This is a genomic window from Pseudomonas sp. BMS12 (genome assembly GCF_001592875.1).
Lineage (GTDB): Bacteria > Pseudomonadota > Gammaproteobacteria > Pseudomonadales > Pseudomonadaceae > Aquipseudomonas.
The window spans coordinates 1-13,689 of the sequence record NZ_LSOF01000007.1 but is presented as its reverse complement, the minus strand read 5'-3'; the positions used below and the strand labels follow the sequence as shown (position 1 = coordinate 13,689).

Genomic DNA, 13,689 nt, shown 5'->3' with positions numbered 1-13,689 from the left:
CGTCGCGTCAGGCCGCTTTATTGCGATTTGCGAACCCGCAGATACCACTCGGAGAGCAGGCGCACCTGCTTGTCGGTGTAACCGCGCTCGACCATGCGAGTGACGAAGTCGTTGTGCTTCTGTTGGTCCTCCTTGCTGGCTTTGGCATTGAAGCTGATGACCGGCAGCAGATCTTCGGTGTTGGAGAACATCTTCTTCTCGATCACCACGCGCAGTTTCTCGTAGCTGAGCCAGGTGGGGTTCTTGCCGTTGTTGTTGGCGCGGGCGCGCAGCACGAAGTTGACGATCTCGTTGCGGAAATCCTTCGGGTTGCTGATGCCGGCTGGCTTCTCTATTTTTTCAAGCTCCTCGTTGAGGGCCACGCGGTTGAGGATCTCGCCGGTTTCCGGGTCGCGGTATTCCTGGTCCTGAATCCAGAAGTCGGCGTACAGCACGTAGCGGTCGAAGATGTTCTGCCCGTATTCGCTGTAGGACTCCAGGTAGGCGGTCTGGATTTCCTTGCCGATGAACTCGATGTAGCGCGGCGCCAGGTATTCCTTGATGAAACGCAGGTAGCGCTCTCGGACTTCGGCGGGGAACTGCTCCTGCTCGATCTGCTGCTCAAGCACATAGAGCAGGTGCACCGGGTTGGCCGCCACTTCGTGGGGGTCGAAGTTGAAGACCTTGGACAGGATCTTGAAGGCGAAGCGGGTCGACAGGCCGTTCATGCCCTCGTCGACGCCGGCCGCATCGCGGTATTCCTGGATCGACTTGGCCTTGGGGTCGGTGTCCTTGAGATTCTCACCGTCGTACACGCGCATCTTCGAGTAGACGTTGGAGTTCTCCGGCTCCTTCAGGCGGCTGAGTACGGAGAACTGGGCCAGCATCTTCAACGTGTCCGGCGCGCAATGGGCATGGGCCAGGGAGCTGTTGACCAGCAGCTTGTCGTAGATCTTGATCTCGTCCGACACGCGCAGGCAGTACGGCACCTTGACGATGTAGATGCGGTCGATGAACGCCTCGTTGTTCTTGTTGTTGCGGAAGCTGTGCCACTCGGACTCGTTGGAGTGGGCCAGCAGGATGCCGTTGTAGGGAATCGCCCCAAGCCCCTCGGTGCTGTTGTAGTTGCCCTCCTGGGTGGCGGTCAGCAGCGGGTGCAGCACCTTGATCGGTGCCTTGAACATCTCGACGAACTCCATCAGGCCCTGGTTGGCCCGGCACAGCGCGCCGGAATAGCTGTAGGCATCGGCGTCGTTCTGCGGGAATTCTTCCAGCTTGCGGATATCCACCTTGCCGACCAGGGCGGAGATGTCCTGGTTGTTCTCGTCGCCCGGCTCGGTCTTGGCCACGGCGATCTGGTTGAGAATCGAGGGGTACAGCTTGACCACGCGGAACTGGCTGATGTCGCCGCCGAACTCCTGCAGGCGTTTGGTGGCCCAGGGCGACATGATGCTGTTCAGGTAGCGCCGCGGGATGCCGTAATCCTCTTCGAGGATGGCGCCGTCCTCGGTGTCATTGAACAGCCCCAGGGGCGACTCGAACACCGGCGAGCCCTTGATAGCATAGAAGGGCACCTTCTCCATCAGGTGCTTGAGCTTTTCCGCCAGGGACGACTTGCCGCCGCCGACCGGGCCGAGAAGGTAGAGAATCTGCTTCTTCTCTTCCAGGCCCTGAGCTGCATGGCGGAAGTAGGAGACGATCTGGTCGATGCACTCTTCCATGCCGTGGAAGTCGGCGAAGGCCGGGTAGCGGCGGATGACCTTGTTGGAAAAGATGCGTGACAGCCTCGAATCGACCGAAGTATCCAGCAACTCCGGCGAGCCGATGGCCATCAACAGGCGCTCCGCGGCAGTGGCGTAAGCGCTGGGGTCCGTTTTGCACAGTTCCAGGTACTCCTGTAAGGAATATTCCTCCTGGCGAGTGGCTTCGAACCTCTGCTGAAAATGGCTGAATATGCTCATGACTGCACCTCGCTGGCTTGCATGGAGTCGGCGCGGGCACATTCGGGCGGGTGCACAGGTGGGCGGCGCTGCTGCCGTTGAACAACCCCCAGAACACCAAGAGACGCTACCGATGGCCCGGAACCGGTGTGCCGGCTCTCCTTTTGGACGGCCTCGTCCTAAGAGTAGTTCGCTTTCGTCCGGGTCAAGGGCTGCAAGCTGGTGACAGAGCGTTGCCGTTCGTCGGCATTTGCGCTCTAGGCGGCATGCGGCGCGGCTTTGCGCCGCGCGGAATTTTTTTACTCGGCTGCGCCGGCAGAAACCTGATCGGGATATTGGGCGCGCCACAGGTCGAAGCCGCCATCCAGGCTGTAAACCTCGGCGAAGCCCTGATGGGCCAGGTAGGCTGCGGCGTTCTGGCTGGAATTGCCGTGGTAGCAGGTGACGATCAGCGGCTGGTCGAAGTCGGCCGCGGCGATGAAGGCGGCCAGGCTGTGGTTGTCCAGGTGCTGCGAGCCGCTGATATGGCCGTTGGCGAAGCTTTGCGGGTCGCGGATGTCGACCACCACGGCGCCTTGCTCGCGCAGGGCCTGGGCCTGTTCCGGGGGAATGCGTTTGAATTCGCTCATCGGGCGATCTCCTTGCAGTCGCAGCGGTGCTTCTCGCCGCTATCGATATTCATCAGGGTCATGGCGCCGCCCCACACGCAGCCACTGTCGAGGGCGGACAGGCCGGGTTCGTCGCAGTTGCCCTCCAGTGCCGCCCAGTGGCCGAAGATGATCTTCTGGCCGCGGGTCTTGCGCTGCGGCCAGCTGAACCAGGGCTTGTAACCGGCTGGGGCGGTGTCGAGACCTTCCTTGCTCTTCAGGTCGAGCGTGCCGTCCTCACTGCAGAAGCGCATGCGGGTGAAGTAGTTGGTGATCACCCGCAGGCGGGTGACGCCGTGCAGCTCACCGTCCCAGCAGGCCGGCTCGTTGCCGTACATGCCGTCGAGAAACAGCGGCAGGCGGGCGTCGTCGCGCAGCACTTCCTCGACTTCGGCGGCGCGCTTGAGGGCCTTCTTCAGCGTCCATTGCGGGGCGATGCCGGCATGCACCAGGGCAATGTCGCGCTGTTCGTCGTAGTGCATCAGCTTCTGCTGGCGCAGCCAGTCGATCAGATCGGTGCGGTCCGGTGCATCGAGTATCTCGCGCAGGGTGTCGTTCTTCTTCAGGCGCTCGATGTTGTGCGCCACGGCCAGCAGGTGCAGGTCATGGTTGCCCAGCACGCAGACCAGCGATTCGCGCATGGCGTACAGGAAACGCAGGGTCTCCAGCGATTGCGGGCCGCGGTTGACCAGGTCGCCGACCAGCCACAACTGGTCCTTGGTCGGGTCGAAGGCGACCTTTTCGAGCAGGCACTTGAGCGGCTGCAGGCAGCCCTGCAGGTCGCCCACCGCATAGGTCGCCATCAGTGCAGGGCTCCGGGCATGGCCAGGCGGAACGGGGCGATGGGGGCGTCGAAGCGGGTGCCGTCGTCGGCCACCATCTGGTAGCTGCCGTGCATGTTGCCGACCTTGGTCGCCATCACCGTGCCGCTGCTGTAGGTGTGGCTCTGGCCAGGCTCCAGGTGCGGCTGCTGGCCGATCACGCCGGCACCACGCACTTCCTGCACGCGGCCGTCGCCGTCGGTGATGATCCAGTGGCGGCTGAGCAGTTTGGCCGCCACCGCGCCGCTGTTGTGCAGGGTCACGGTGTAGGCGAAGGCGTAGCGGTTCTGCTCCGGCGTGGATTGTTCCGGCAGGTAGCGGGTCTCGACGCTGACGTCGATCTGGTAGGGCGAAGCGGCCATCTTGGGAAACTCGACAGGCTGGATAGGCAGTTTAGTCCGGTTGCGCTTGGCGCTCGGCCAGTTGGTCGGCCAGGCGTACGAAGGCCGCCAGGTCGAGCTGTTCCGGGCGCAGGCCGCCGTCGACTCCAGCAGCCTCGATGGCTTCGGCCGGCAGCAACTGCTTGAGGGTGTTGCGCAGGGTCTTGCGGCGCATGTTGAAGGCCTCGCGCACCACGCGTTCGAGCAGGCGATGGTCCTTGGCCGGATGTGGCAGCACTTCGTGCGGCACCAGGCGAACGATGGCCGAGTCGACCTTGGGTGGCGGGTTGAAGGCGCCGGGGCCGACGTTGAACAGGTGTTCCACGCGGCAGTGGTACTGCACCATGATCGACAGCCGCCCCCAGTCACCACCGCCTGGTTCGGCGGCCAGGCGCTCGACCACTTCCTTCTGCAGCATGAAGTGCATGTCGCGGATCAGCGCGGCGTTGTTCAGCAGGTGGAAGATCAGCGGCGTGGAGATGTTGTACGGCAGGTTGCCGACCACGCGCAGGCTGTGCGGCGTGGCCTCCAGGCGATTGAAGTCGAACTTGAGTGCGTCGCCCTGGTTCAGACTGAACTGCGGGTTGCTGCCGAACTTGGCCTGCAGGATGGGGATCAGGTCGAGGTCCAGCTCGATCACGTCGAGTTGCGCGCCGCTGCCCAGCAGGCCTTCGGTCAGTGCGCCCTGACCCGGGCCGATCTCCAGCAGGCGCTCGCCATCCTTGGCATGGATGGCGCGCAGGATGCGGTGGATCACGCCGGCGTCGTGCAGGAAGTTCTGGCCGAAGCGTTTGCGCGCGCGGTGTTGGTATTCGGACATCGGATAGCTCCAAGCCTCAAGCTGCAAGCATCAAGCAAGAGCCGAGAGCGGTAAGGCAAAGGTCCGCAGTTTAACAGTGAAAGGCCGCATGGCTGTAGGCGCGCGCACGGCTCGCCAAGCTTTTGCCGCGCGATGGTGCATTAGGCGCGGCTGGCGGCCATGCTGTAGGCGGTCTCCAGGGCCACCTGCAGGCTGCCGCAGTCGACCTTGCCGCTGCCGGCCAGGTCCAGGGCGGTGCCGTGGTCGACCGAGGTGCGGATGATCGGCAGGCCCAGGGTGACGTTGACCGCCGCGCCGAAGCCCTTGTACTTGAGCACCGGCAGGCCCTGGTCGTGGTACATGGCCAGCACCGCGTCGCAGTGCTCCAGATGTTTGGGGGTGAACAGGGTGTCGGCCGGCAGCGGGCCGATCAGGTTCAGGCCCTCGCCACGCAGGCGTTCCAGGGTCGGCTCGATCACCTCGATCTCCTCGCGGCCCAGGTGGCCACCTTCGCCAGCGTGAGGATTGAGGCCGCAGACCAGGATGCGCGGCCGAGCGATGCCGAACTTCTCCACCAGGTCGGCGTGCAGAATGCGCGTGACCCTGGCCAGGCGCTCGGCGGTGATGGCGGCGGCGACATCCTTGAGCGGCAGGTGGGTGGTCACCAGAGCCACGCGCAGGCCGCGGGTGGCCAGCATCATCACTACCTGCTCGGTGGCGGTCAGCTCGGCGAGAAACTCGGTATGGCCGGAGAAGGGGATGCCGGCCTCGTTGATCACGCCCTTGTGCACCGGCGCAGTGATCATGCCGGCGAAGGTGCCGTCGAGACAGCCCTGGCCGGCACGGGTCAGGGTCTGCAGCACATAGGCCGCGTTGTTCTTGTCCAGAACGCCGGGTACCACCGCGGCGGCCAGCGGGGTGTCCCACACATACAGGCTGCCGGCCGGGGCTGGTGTGCTCGGCCATGCCTCGGGACCGACGGTCAGCAGTGTCGTGTTCAGCCCCAGTTGCTGGCTGCGTTCCGCTAGCAGGTGCTTGCTGGCGATGGCCACCAAAGCTGCGGGCTGGGCTTCACGGGCCAGCAGCAGGCACAGGTCCGGGCCGATGCCGGCAGGTTCTCCGGGGGTCAGGGCGAACAGGCGGGGAGCGGTCATGGCGGGCCTCGATTGAATGTGGTTCGGCGTAGTTTACGCCCAAGAAAAAGCCCGGCGGGGCCGGGCTCTTTCGCGACGGTTCAGGCTATTACAGCTTGATCTCGACGTAGGCTTCGTCGCGGATCTGGCGCAGCCAGGCCTGCAGTTCTTCGTCGTACTTGCGGTTACGCAGGGCGTTCATGGCCTGCTGCTTGCGGTACTGATCGCTGCTGTCGGTGGCGCGGCGGCCCAGCACTTCCAGTACGTGCCAGCCATACGGGCTCTTGAACGGCTTGGACAGCTGGCCGCTGGGGGTCTTGGCCATCACCTCGCGGAACTCCGGTACCAGGCTGTTCGGGTCGATCCAGTCGAGGTCGCCGCCGTGGAGGGCCGAGCCCGGATCCTCGGAGAAGCTCTTCGCCAGCTCGGCGAAGTCTTCGCCGGCGAGGATGCGCTGGTACAGGCGCTCCACCAGTCGACGGGTTTCTTCTTCGCTGCGGATCTCGTTGGGCTTGATCAGGATGTGGCGTACATGCACCTCGTCACGCACCTGGGTGTCGCCGCCGCGCTTTTCCTGCAGCTTGACGATCATGAAACCGCCCGGGGTACGCAGCGGTTCGGTGATGTCACCGACCGACAGGCTGCGGATCAGGTCGGCGAATGCCGGTGGCAGTTGCGCGCCCTTGCGCCAGCCGATTTCGCCGCCTTCCAGAGCGTTCTCGCTGCCGGAGCTGGAGATGGCCATCTGCGCGAAGTCGGCGCCTGCGCGCAGCTTGTCGTAGACCTCGGCGGTCTTCTGCGCCGCTGCCCGTACCTGGTCCGGCGATGCGGCGTCAGGAACCGGGATCAGGATATTGGCCAGGCGGTACTCTTCCGACAGTTGCATCTGCCCCATGTCGGAGGCCAGGAAGTTGTTCACTTCCTGATCGGTGACCTGGATGCGCTCGGCGACCCGGCGTTGGCGCACGCGACTGATGACCATCTCGCGACGAATCTGTTCGCGCGCGTCGTTGTAGGACAGGCCGTCACGCGCCAGGGCGGCGCGGAACTGCTCCAGGCTCAGGTTATTGCGCTGAGCAATGCTGGCCATGGCTTGGTTCAGCTCTTCGTCGGTGATGCGGATGCCCGAGCGGTCGCCGATCTGCAGTTGCAGGTTCTCGACGATCAGGCGCTCCAGCACCTGCTGCTGCAGCACATCCTGCGGCGGCAGCTGACCGCCGCGCTTGCCGATGCTCTGCTCGACCTCATTGAGGCGCTGGTCCAGCTGGCTGTACATGATCACGTCGTTGTCGACGATGGCGACGACGCGGTCAAGGGATTGCAGTTGCGCCTGGGCGGCGGTGGTAAGGAAAACTGCGCCCAGCAACAGCGGGCGCAGGCAATCAGAAAGCTTGGTCTTCACGTTCACGGTAACCTTGAATGCCTTGGTCGAGGAAAGTCTCGGTCGAGCCGCCCAGCACGTTGCCTAGGCCCTTGAGGACGATCTGCAGGAAGATCCCGCGGTCGCCTTCCTCGTTGGTGTCAGGATTGAGACTGGTCTCGTCGTAGTCGACCCAGTAGCGGTTGATCAGACGCAGTTTCCAGCAGCAGCTGTCGTACTCGAAGCCTCCGAACGCTTCCAGGGTACGGCTTTGCGCATAGTCATGCTGCCAGCGGGCGATCACGCTCCATTGCGGCACGATCGGCCAGATCACCGAGAAGTCGTGCTGCTGGATCTTGTAGTAATCCTCGACGAAGTTCGGTTGGCCTTCGGTGCCGAAGTCGTTGCCGTAGACCCAGGCGCCGGTGGCCTGGTCATAGCGCAGCGTGTCGTTGCGGTAGCGGTAGCCGAGGTTGACCACCTTGTTCGGCGTGTCTTCCGGCTGGTAGTGGAACATCAGGCTGCCGGAGCGGGTCTGGTGGCTGTCCGGGTCCCAGTTGAAGTCGGAACTCAAGCGCCAGTCGCGGTTGAAGCGATAGAGGTACTGCAGGGCATAGGGAGAGACATCCGACTGGTAGTCGTCGCGATTCCTGAGGGTGCCGGTACGATCCGGCATGGTGACCTTGCGATCCTCAAAGTAGAACGCCTGGCCGATGCTGAAACGCTGACGCTCGAAGCCGTTGTCTTCGATCCAGCGGCTGGTCACGCCCAGCGACAGCTTGTTCTCGTCGCCGATACGGTCGCGGCCGCTAAAGCGGTTGTCGCGCCACAGTGAGGAGTAGTTGAAGCTCGGCTCGCCAGTGTCGAACACCGGGATATCGTCCTGGTCCTTCTCCGGCACATACAGATAGAAGGCGCGCGGCTCCAGCGTTTGCCGATAATTGTTGCCGAACCACTGGGAGGTGCGGTCGAAGTACAGGCCGCTGTCGATGCTACTGATCGGCACGCTGCGGTCCGGGGAGTCCTCATAGTCGCCGCCAACCTGGGCCTTGCCGATCGAGTCCAGATCCAGGTCGTACTGGGTATAGGCGTACTTCAGGCTGGGCTTGAGATAACCCCAGGTGCGCTCGATCGGCAGGCTGATACCGGGTTCGACATGGATGCGTTGACCGTTTGCACGGTCGAGGCCGAAGACATTGTTGTCGTACCAAGGGTCGGGGTTGCCGTCTTCGTCGATGAAGTCGCCGCTGCGCAGGTCGCGATCGAAGCGTACGTATTCGGTGGCGTAGAACAGGTCCAGGCCGCCTGGCTGGAACGGCAGCTGGCCATCCAGGGTCAGTTGCGGCAGGCGCTCGTAGGGGGTCACGTCGATAACGCTGGTGGACTCATAAGCGTGGGCGTTGAGACGGGCGGTGTAGTTGTCACCGCGCCAGGTCAGCGTGCCGCGCTGGTTGAGGTAGTCCGGTGTTTCGAGGTTTTCCAGGTCGCTGCTCAGGTCCTGGAAGTAGTAGGGGTCACTGATGTCGGTGTAGTCCACCTCGGCCAGCAGGCGCTCATCTAGGCCGCCCTTGTGCTGCCAGTTGTACATCCAGCGCTGGTCTTCGTAGTCGGACTGCAGCTTGCGATCGTCGTTCTGATCATCCAGCCAGGCACCGCCAACTTGTCCTTCGCTGCCCTTGGTCAGGTAGCGGAACTCGCCTTCCAGCAGCATGCCGCGCTTGGCCATGTAGGTCGGATAGAGAGTGGCGTCGTAGTTGGGGGCCAGGTTGAAGTAGTACGGCGTCGACAGGGTGAAGCCGTTGTCGCTCGACGAACTCAGGCTGGGTGCGAGGAAACCGGACTGGCGACGGTCATCGATGGGGAAGTAGATGTAGGGGGTGTAGAACACCGGCACATCCTTCACCCGCAGGGTCACGTTGGTCGCGGTGCCGAAGCCGGTGGCCGGATTCAGCTTGATGTTGTTGCCCTTCAGGTGCCAGGCGTTGCTGCCCGGTTCGCAGCGGGTGTAGGTACCGTCCTTGAGGCGGACGATCGCGCTTTCCTCGCGCTTGGCGTACAGCGCGCTGCCGCGCACATGACCCTTGTGGATCACGTACTCAGCGTTGTCGACCTTGGCTTCGCCGTTGTCCAGCTGGATCTCGGCGTGGTCGCCGACCACCAGCATGCCGTTGTCGCGCAGGCGCACATTGCCTTTCAGCTCGCCGCGGTTCTCGGCCTGGTGCAGGGTGGCTTCGTCGGCCTCGACCTGCATGCTGGCCTGGCGCAGGACCACGTCACCGGCGAGGGTGGCAGCTTCCTTCTCCTGCTCGTAGCGCGAGGCCTTGGCCGAGACGAACAGCGGCGCTTCGTCCATCGGCGTGTCGTCGCTCATTCCGGGGCGCAAGGGTTCGACGTAGGAACCGGCACAGTAGGGGCCGGTTTCCGCCAGTTGCGCGGCGGTCAGCTGCTCGCGCGGTACCCAGTCCAAGTGGCTGTAGTCGGCGCTACGGCTTTGCAGGCCGCGGCCCTCGCTTTCGGTCACCAGCGTGGGGCGCTCGCCTTCGGCCGGTGCGGCGGCGCTGCCGGCCACAGCACTGGCCGCAGTGGCACTGTGTTGTGGGCGAGGCAGCTGCGCGGAGGCAGCGGATTTCGGGGTGCAGGCCCAGCCGCCAGAGGCGGATGCGGCGCAGTCGTACTGCTCGGCAGCGACGGCGAAAGGCGTGGCAAGAGGTTGTAGTGCCAGCAGGCTGCCAGTCATCAACAACGGGAATTTTTTACGGAACACGGGGAGTTTTACTGCCATCTTGTTAGTCCGGGCTTCCTGCGCGCCTCCGGCCCCGCAGGGACCGCACGCCTCTCGATGGGCTGAAAAAGATGCTGGATAATAAAGCATGACCCGCACAACGGCTAGCGCCGTCGGAGACCCCCGTAATGCCTGATCAAGATATGCGTCTCCAGCTCCTGCAGGGCTGGCTGGAAGAGTGTTTGCCTGTGCTGTTCCAGCAAGAAGGCTGGGGCGAGGTGCCGCAGGGCAGCCTGACGCCGGCCAGTAGCGACGCCAGTTTTCGCCGTTATTTCCGTTGGCAGGGGGCCGGACGCAGCCTGATCCTGATGGACGCGCCGCCCCCGCAGGAAGACTGCCGCCCCTTCGTCAAGGTGGCGGCGATGCTGGCCGATGCCGGCGTGCATGTGCCGCGGATTCTTGCCGCCGATGTCGAGCGTGGCTTCCTGGTGCTGGACGATCTGGGCAGTCAGACCTGGCTGGAAGTGCTCGATGCGGACAACGCCGACGCCCTGTTCGAGCAGGCGCTGCAGGCCCTGGTGCAATACCAGCTGCTGCCGGTTGAAGGCAGGCTGCCACCTTATGACGATGCGTTGCTGCGCCGCGAACTGCAGCTGTTTCCCGACTGGTATCTGCAGCGCCACCTGGGCGTCGAGCTGAATGCCACGCAGCAGAGGCAGTGGCAGCAGATATGCGACCTGTTGGTGGAAAGTGCCCTGGCTCAACCGCGGGTGTTCGTGCATCGCGACTACATGCCGCGCAACCTCATGCTCAGTGAACCCAACCCCGGCATCCTCGACTTCCAGGACGCCGTGCATGGCCCGCTCAGCTACGACGTCACCAGCCTGTTCAAGGACGCCTTCCTCAGCTGGCCCGAAGAGCGTGTGGCCGCTTGGCTGCAGCGCTATTGGCAGTTGGCGCGCGAGGCCGGCATTGCGGTGCCGGCCGAGTTTGCCGAGTTCCATCGCGCCAGCGACCTGATGGGGGTGCAGCGCCATCTCAAGGTGATCGGCATCTTCGCCCGCATCTGCCATCGCGATGGCAAACCCAAGTACCTGGGCGATGTGCCGCGCTTCTTCACCTATATAGAGGCGGTATTGGCGCGCCGGCCTGAGCTGGCCGTGCTCGGTGAGCTGCTGGCCAGCCTGCCGCAACGCGAGGCGCAACCGGCATGAAGGCGATGATCCTGGCCGCGGGCAAGGGCGAGCGCCTGCGTCCGCTGACCCTGCACACGCCGAAGCCGCTGGTGCGCGCCGCCGGCACCCCGCTAATCGAGTTCCACTTGCGCGCCCTGGTCGCCGCCGGCTTCAGCGAACTGGTGGTCAACCACGCCTGGCTTGGCCAGCAGATCGAGGACTACCTGGGCGATGGTGCGCGCTTCGGCCTGCGTATCAGCTACTCGGCCGAGGGCGAGCCGCTGGAAACCGGCGGCGGTATCTTCAAGGCCCTGCCGCTGCTCGGTGACGAGCCGTTTCTGGTGGTCAATGGCGATATCTGGACCGACTACGACTTCGCCAGCCTGCGCCGGCCGCTGACAGGCCTGGCGCACCTGGTGCTGGTGGACAACCCGGCGCATCACCCGGGCGGCGACTTCCGCCTGTGCGACGGGCGCGTCGAGGATGCCGTCGCCGGCGAGCCCGCGCTCACCTACAGCGGCATCGCTGTGCTGCATCCACAGCTGTTCGCCGATTGCCAGGCCGGGGCCTTCAAGCTGGCGCCGCTGTTGCGCGCGGCCATGGCCGCTGGCCAGGTCAGTGGTGAGCGCTTCGCGGGGCGCTGGATCGATGTCGGCACTCACGAGCGGCTGGCCGAGGTCGAGCACCTGTTGCAGGTAGAGGCCTGACATGTTCTGGCCGGTAACGCTGCTCGGTGCCGTCGCGGGGCTGATGCTGGCCAGCATTCCCGGTGCGCTGCTCGGTGGTCTGCTCGGGCAGATGCTGGACCGGCGCCTGCGCCTGCAGTCGCTCGAACAGTTGCGTGGGCTGCTCGGCCTGCGGCGGGCGCAGATGGACGACGAGGATCTGCTGTTCATGCTGCTGGGGCGTCTGGCCAAAAGCGCTGGTCGCGTGCTCGACAGTCATATTCAGATGGCCACTGGTGAGATGCAGCGCCTGGGCCTGGATGAGTCGGCACGCCGCCGGGCCATGCAGGCCTTCGCTCGCGGCAAGCAGGCGGAGAAGGAATTGCGTGCTCCGCTGCGTGCTCTACAGGCCCGCCCGGAACGGGCCGAAGTGCTGTTGCGCACCTGCTGGCGCATGGCCCTGGCCGATGGTCGGGTTGCGGCGCAGGAACGCCAGCTGATCGAGCAATGGGGCCTCTGGTTGGGCTGGAAGCGCGCCGCGCTCGATGCCCTGGCCGAGGAGTACCAGCTGCGGCGGCCGCTGCCCGAGGTCAAGGGTGGCGACTACCAGGCTGCCTTGCGGCTGCTGGGCGTGCAGGCCGACAGCGAACCTGCGCTGATCAAGCAGACCTACCGGCGCCTGCTCAGTCGTCATCACCCGGACAAGCTGGCCGGCGCCGGGGCCGATGCGGCGCAACTGCGCGCGGCCACCGACAAGACCCGCGAGCTGCACGCCGCCTATGAACTGGTGCGCCAGCGGCACGGCTTCCGCTGAGCTAGTGCGCCGTTAGGCGGCTCTGTGATCGGCCCGCGCAGCTTCGACGCAGGCTGTTCGCGAGCAGAGCCAGTTCAGACAGCCTGCACCTCAACTGCTAAGGCTGCTTTTCCAGCCAGCCACGCACGCGACGGAACAGCTGCTCCTGCTCGGCCGGCCGGTTGCCCGGTAATGCCTTGAGGGCGATCTGCGTGTAGCTGTCGTGATCCAGGCGTTTGCTGGCCTGCAGGCGGCGCACGGCGGCGCTGCGGTCGGCGGCCTGGTCCTTGTAGAAGAAATCGCCGGTGGCCAGCTTGAGGCCGGGGATCAGCTCTTCCAGGGCCGGCGCCTGTCCGGCCGGCAGCTGCGCCGCCACCGTTACCAGCTGCTTGATCTGCTCGGGCTTGCGCTCCTTGAGGTACAGCGCGGCCCAGTAGGCACCATCGCCATGGCCGAGCAGCACGATGTTCTTGGCGTCCTGCTGCTCGGCGAAGGCGATGCCGGCGGCGATGCGGGCGAAGACGCGCTCGGCCGGATCGACCGGGGCAGGTGCAGCGGGTTCGGCGGGGGCGGTCTCTGCTGGTGGCTGCACAGGGCTGTCGGCGGTGTCCACGGTGACCGGTTCTGCCGCGCGCGGCAGTACCGCCTCCGGCAACGGCGCCTCCGGGCTATCCGGCAGGCTCAGGCTAAGGCTGCTCCAGCCGATGTCGGGCAGCTTGCTGCGCAGGGGCTGAATGACCTCTGGCCAGTCGGCGCTTTCGTCGGCACCGGGAATCAGGATCACCATACCCTTGGCCTCTGGCGCGTTGGCCGGTTTCCACAGGGCCAGGAAGCTGTTGTCGCCAGCCGGCAGCATTTGCTGCTCGTCTTTCGGCAACTGCCGCTCCAGTGCTTCGGCGCTGTCTGCGCTGCGTTCTTCGAGGGGTTGGCGTAGCGTGTCTTGCGCGGGCGCTGCGGGCGTTTCGGCGCTGGTATTCGGGGCGGGGGCTTCCTCGGCCCGGGCTGGCAGGGCGAGGATCAGCAGCAGGGCGAGGAGTGTCGAGGAGACTGAACGGCGCATCTCAGGGGCTCGGCGTTGAAGGGGTTCTAGCAGCCTAAGCGCTGCGCCGAACTTTGTCAGGTAAGGTAGCAGGCCGGAGGTCGCTGTCGTGCGCATGATTCGAGTCTTCTGTTGGCTGTTGTTGTTCGGTGCGCTGGCGGCCCAGGCGGCCCAGGCGGCCCAGGCGGCGCCCTTGCGCTTGGCGCCGGCCGAGCAGGCCTGGCTGGCCGAGCACC

General features: G+C 64.9%; 12 protein-coding genes. 3 read left to right on the top strand and 9 right to left on the bottom strand.

The genetic code is table 11. The annotated features are described in order from the left end of the window. Positions 1 to 17 precede the first annotated feature (17 nt). The 8 genes from AYB31_RS07505 to AYB31_RS07470 form a co-directional block, all read right to left on the bottom strand. Complete coding sequence (locus tag AYB31_RS07505) at positions 18 to 1,940, bottom strand: PrkA family serine protein kinase (RefSeq protein ID WP_068827333.1); 1,923 nt, start codon at positions 1,938 to 1,940, stop codon at positions 18 to 20. Positions 1,941 to 2,218: 278 nt separating this feature from the next. Further along, positions 2,219 to 2,548, bottom strand: coding sequence for a thiosulfate sulfurtransferase GlpE (gene glpE / locus AYB31_RS07500; protein ID WP_068827331.1), 330 nt, complete (start codon positions 2,546 to 2,548; stop codon positions 2,219 to 2,221). Beyond that, positions 2,545 to 3,369, bottom strand: a complete 825-nt coding sequence (locus tag AYB31_RS07495) for a symmetrical bis(5'-nucleosyl)-tetraphosphatase (RefSeq protein WP_068827330.1) — start codon at positions 3,367 to 3,369, stop codon at positions 2,545 to 2,547. The genes glpE and AYB31_RS07495 overlap by 4 nt, the downstream gene beginning before the upstream one ends. Next, positions 3,369 to 3,749, bottom strand: coding sequence for a Co2+/Mg2+ efflux protein ApaG (apaG, locus tag AYB31_RS07490; protein WP_068827329.1), 381 nt, complete (start codon positions 3,747 to 3,749; stop codon positions 3,369 to 3,371). The genes AYB31_RS07495 and apaG overlap by 1 nt, the downstream gene beginning before the upstream one ends. A 31-nt stretch (positions 3,750 to 3,780) precedes the next feature. Continuing rightward, on the bottom strand, positions 3,781 to 4,587 hold the full coding sequence (gene rsmA / locus AYB31_RS07485; protein WP_068827328.1) for a 16S rRNA (adenine(1518)-N(6)/adenine(1519)-N(6))-dimethyltransferase RsmA: 807 nt from the start codon (positions 4,585 to 4,587) through the stop codon (positions 3,781 to 3,783). Between the two features lie 140 nt (positions 4,588 to 4,727). Continuing rightward, on the bottom strand, positions 4,728 to 5,720 hold the full coding sequence (pdxA, locus tag AYB31_RS07480; protein ID WP_068827327.1) for a 4-hydroxythreonine-4-phosphate dehydrogenase PdxA: 993 nt from the start codon (positions 5,718 to 5,720) through the stop codon (positions 4,728 to 4,730). An 88-nt stretch (positions 5,721 to 5,808) separates the two neighbouring features. Next, complete coding sequence (locus AYB31_RS07475) at positions 5,809 to 7,107, bottom strand: peptidylprolyl isomerase (protein ID WP_068827326.1); 1,299 nt, start codon at positions 7,105 to 7,107, stop codon at positions 5,809 to 5,811. Continuing rightward, positions 7,082 to 9,841, bottom strand: a complete 2,760-nt coding sequence (locus tag AYB31_RS07470; RefSeq protein ID WP_068827325.1) for an LPS-assembly protein LptD — start codon at positions 9,839 to 9,841, stop codon at positions 7,082 to 7,084. The genes AYB31_RS07475 and AYB31_RS07470 overlap by 26 nt, the downstream gene beginning before the upstream one ends. A gap of 128 nt (positions 9,842 to 9,969) precedes the next feature. Here AYB31_RS07470 and AYB31_RS07465 point away from each other — a divergent pair, with 128 nt between their 5' ends. Genes AYB31_RS07465 through AYB31_RS07455 form a run of 3 tightly spaced genes read left to right on the top strand, consistent with a single transcriptional unit; the run spans position 9,970 to position 12,435 of the window. Continuing rightward, a complete protein-coding gene (locus AYB31_RS07465) occupies positions 9,970 to 10,995 on the top strand; it encodes an aminoglycoside phosphotransferase family protein (protein WP_068827324.1) in 1,026 nt (341 codons plus the stop codon). After that, positions 10,992 to 11,663, top strand: a complete 672-nt coding sequence (murU, locus tag AYB31_RS07460; RefSeq protein ID WP_068827322.1) for an N-acetylmuramate alpha-1-phosphate uridylyltransferase MurU — start codon at positions 10,992 to 10,994, stop codon at positions 11,661 to 11,663. The genes AYB31_RS07465 and murU overlap by 4 nt, the downstream gene beginning before the upstream one ends. 1 nt (position 11,664) lies before the next feature. Then, complete coding sequence (locus AYB31_RS07455; protein WP_068827320.1) at positions 11,665 to 12,435, top strand: TerB family tellurite resistance protein; 771 nt, start codon at positions 11,665 to 11,667, stop codon at positions 12,433 to 12,435. 97 nt (positions 12,436 to 12,532) lie between these two features. Here the strand turns inward: AYB31_RS07455 and AYB31_RS07450 are convergent, their stop codons facing one another. Beyond that, complete coding sequence (locus tag AYB31_RS07450; protein ID WP_068827318.1) at positions 12,533 to 13,474, bottom strand: alpha/beta hydrolase family protein; 942 nt, start codon at positions 13,472 to 13,474, stop codon at positions 12,533 to 12,535. Between the last annotated feature and the right edge of the window lie 215 nt (positions 13,475 to 13,689).

Coding starts and splice junctions, on each gene's coding strand:
- AYB31_RS07470 (WP_068827325.1), bottom strand. CDS start 9,841: ATGGCAGTAAAACTCCCCGTGTTCCGTAAAAAATTCCCGTTGTTGATG.
- AYB31_RS07495 (WP_068827330.1), bottom strand. CDS start 3,369: ATGGCGACCTATGCGGTGGGCGACCTGCAGGGCTGCCTGCAGCCGCTC.
- AYB31_RS07455 (WP_068827320.1), top strand. CDS start 11,665: ATGTTCTGGCCGGTAACGCTGCTCGGTGCCGTCGCGGGGCTGATGCTG.
- murU (WP_068827322.1), top strand. CDS start 10,992: ATGAAGGCGATGATCCTGGCCGCGGGCAAGGGCGAGCGCCTGCGTCCG.
- AYB31_RS07505 (WP_068827333.1), bottom strand. CDS start 1,940: ATGAGCATATTCAGCCATTTTCAGCAGAGGTTCGAAGCCACTCGCCAG.
- AYB31_RS07465 (WP_068827324.1), top strand. CDS start 9,970: ATGCCTGATCAAGATATGCGTCTCCAGCTCCTGCAGGGCTGGCTGGAA.
- AYB31_RS07450 (WP_068827318.1), bottom strand. CDS start 13,474: ATGCGCCGTTCAGTCTCCTCGACACTCCTCGCCCTGCTGCTGATCCTC.
- apaG (WP_068827329.1), bottom strand. CDS start 3,749: ATGGCCGCTTCGCCCTACCAGATCGACGTCAGCGTCGAGACCCGCTAC.
- pdxA (WP_068827327.1), bottom strand. CDS start 5,720: ATGACCGCTCCCCGCCTGTTCGCCCTGACCCCCGGAGAACCTGCCGGC.
- glpE (WP_068827331.1), bottom strand. CDS start 2,548: ATGAGCGAATTCAAACGCATTCCCCCGGAACAGGCCCAGGCCCTGCGC.
- rsmA (WP_068827328.1), bottom strand. CDS start 4,587: ATGTCCGAATACCAACACCGCGCGCGCAAACGCTTCGGCCAGAACTTC.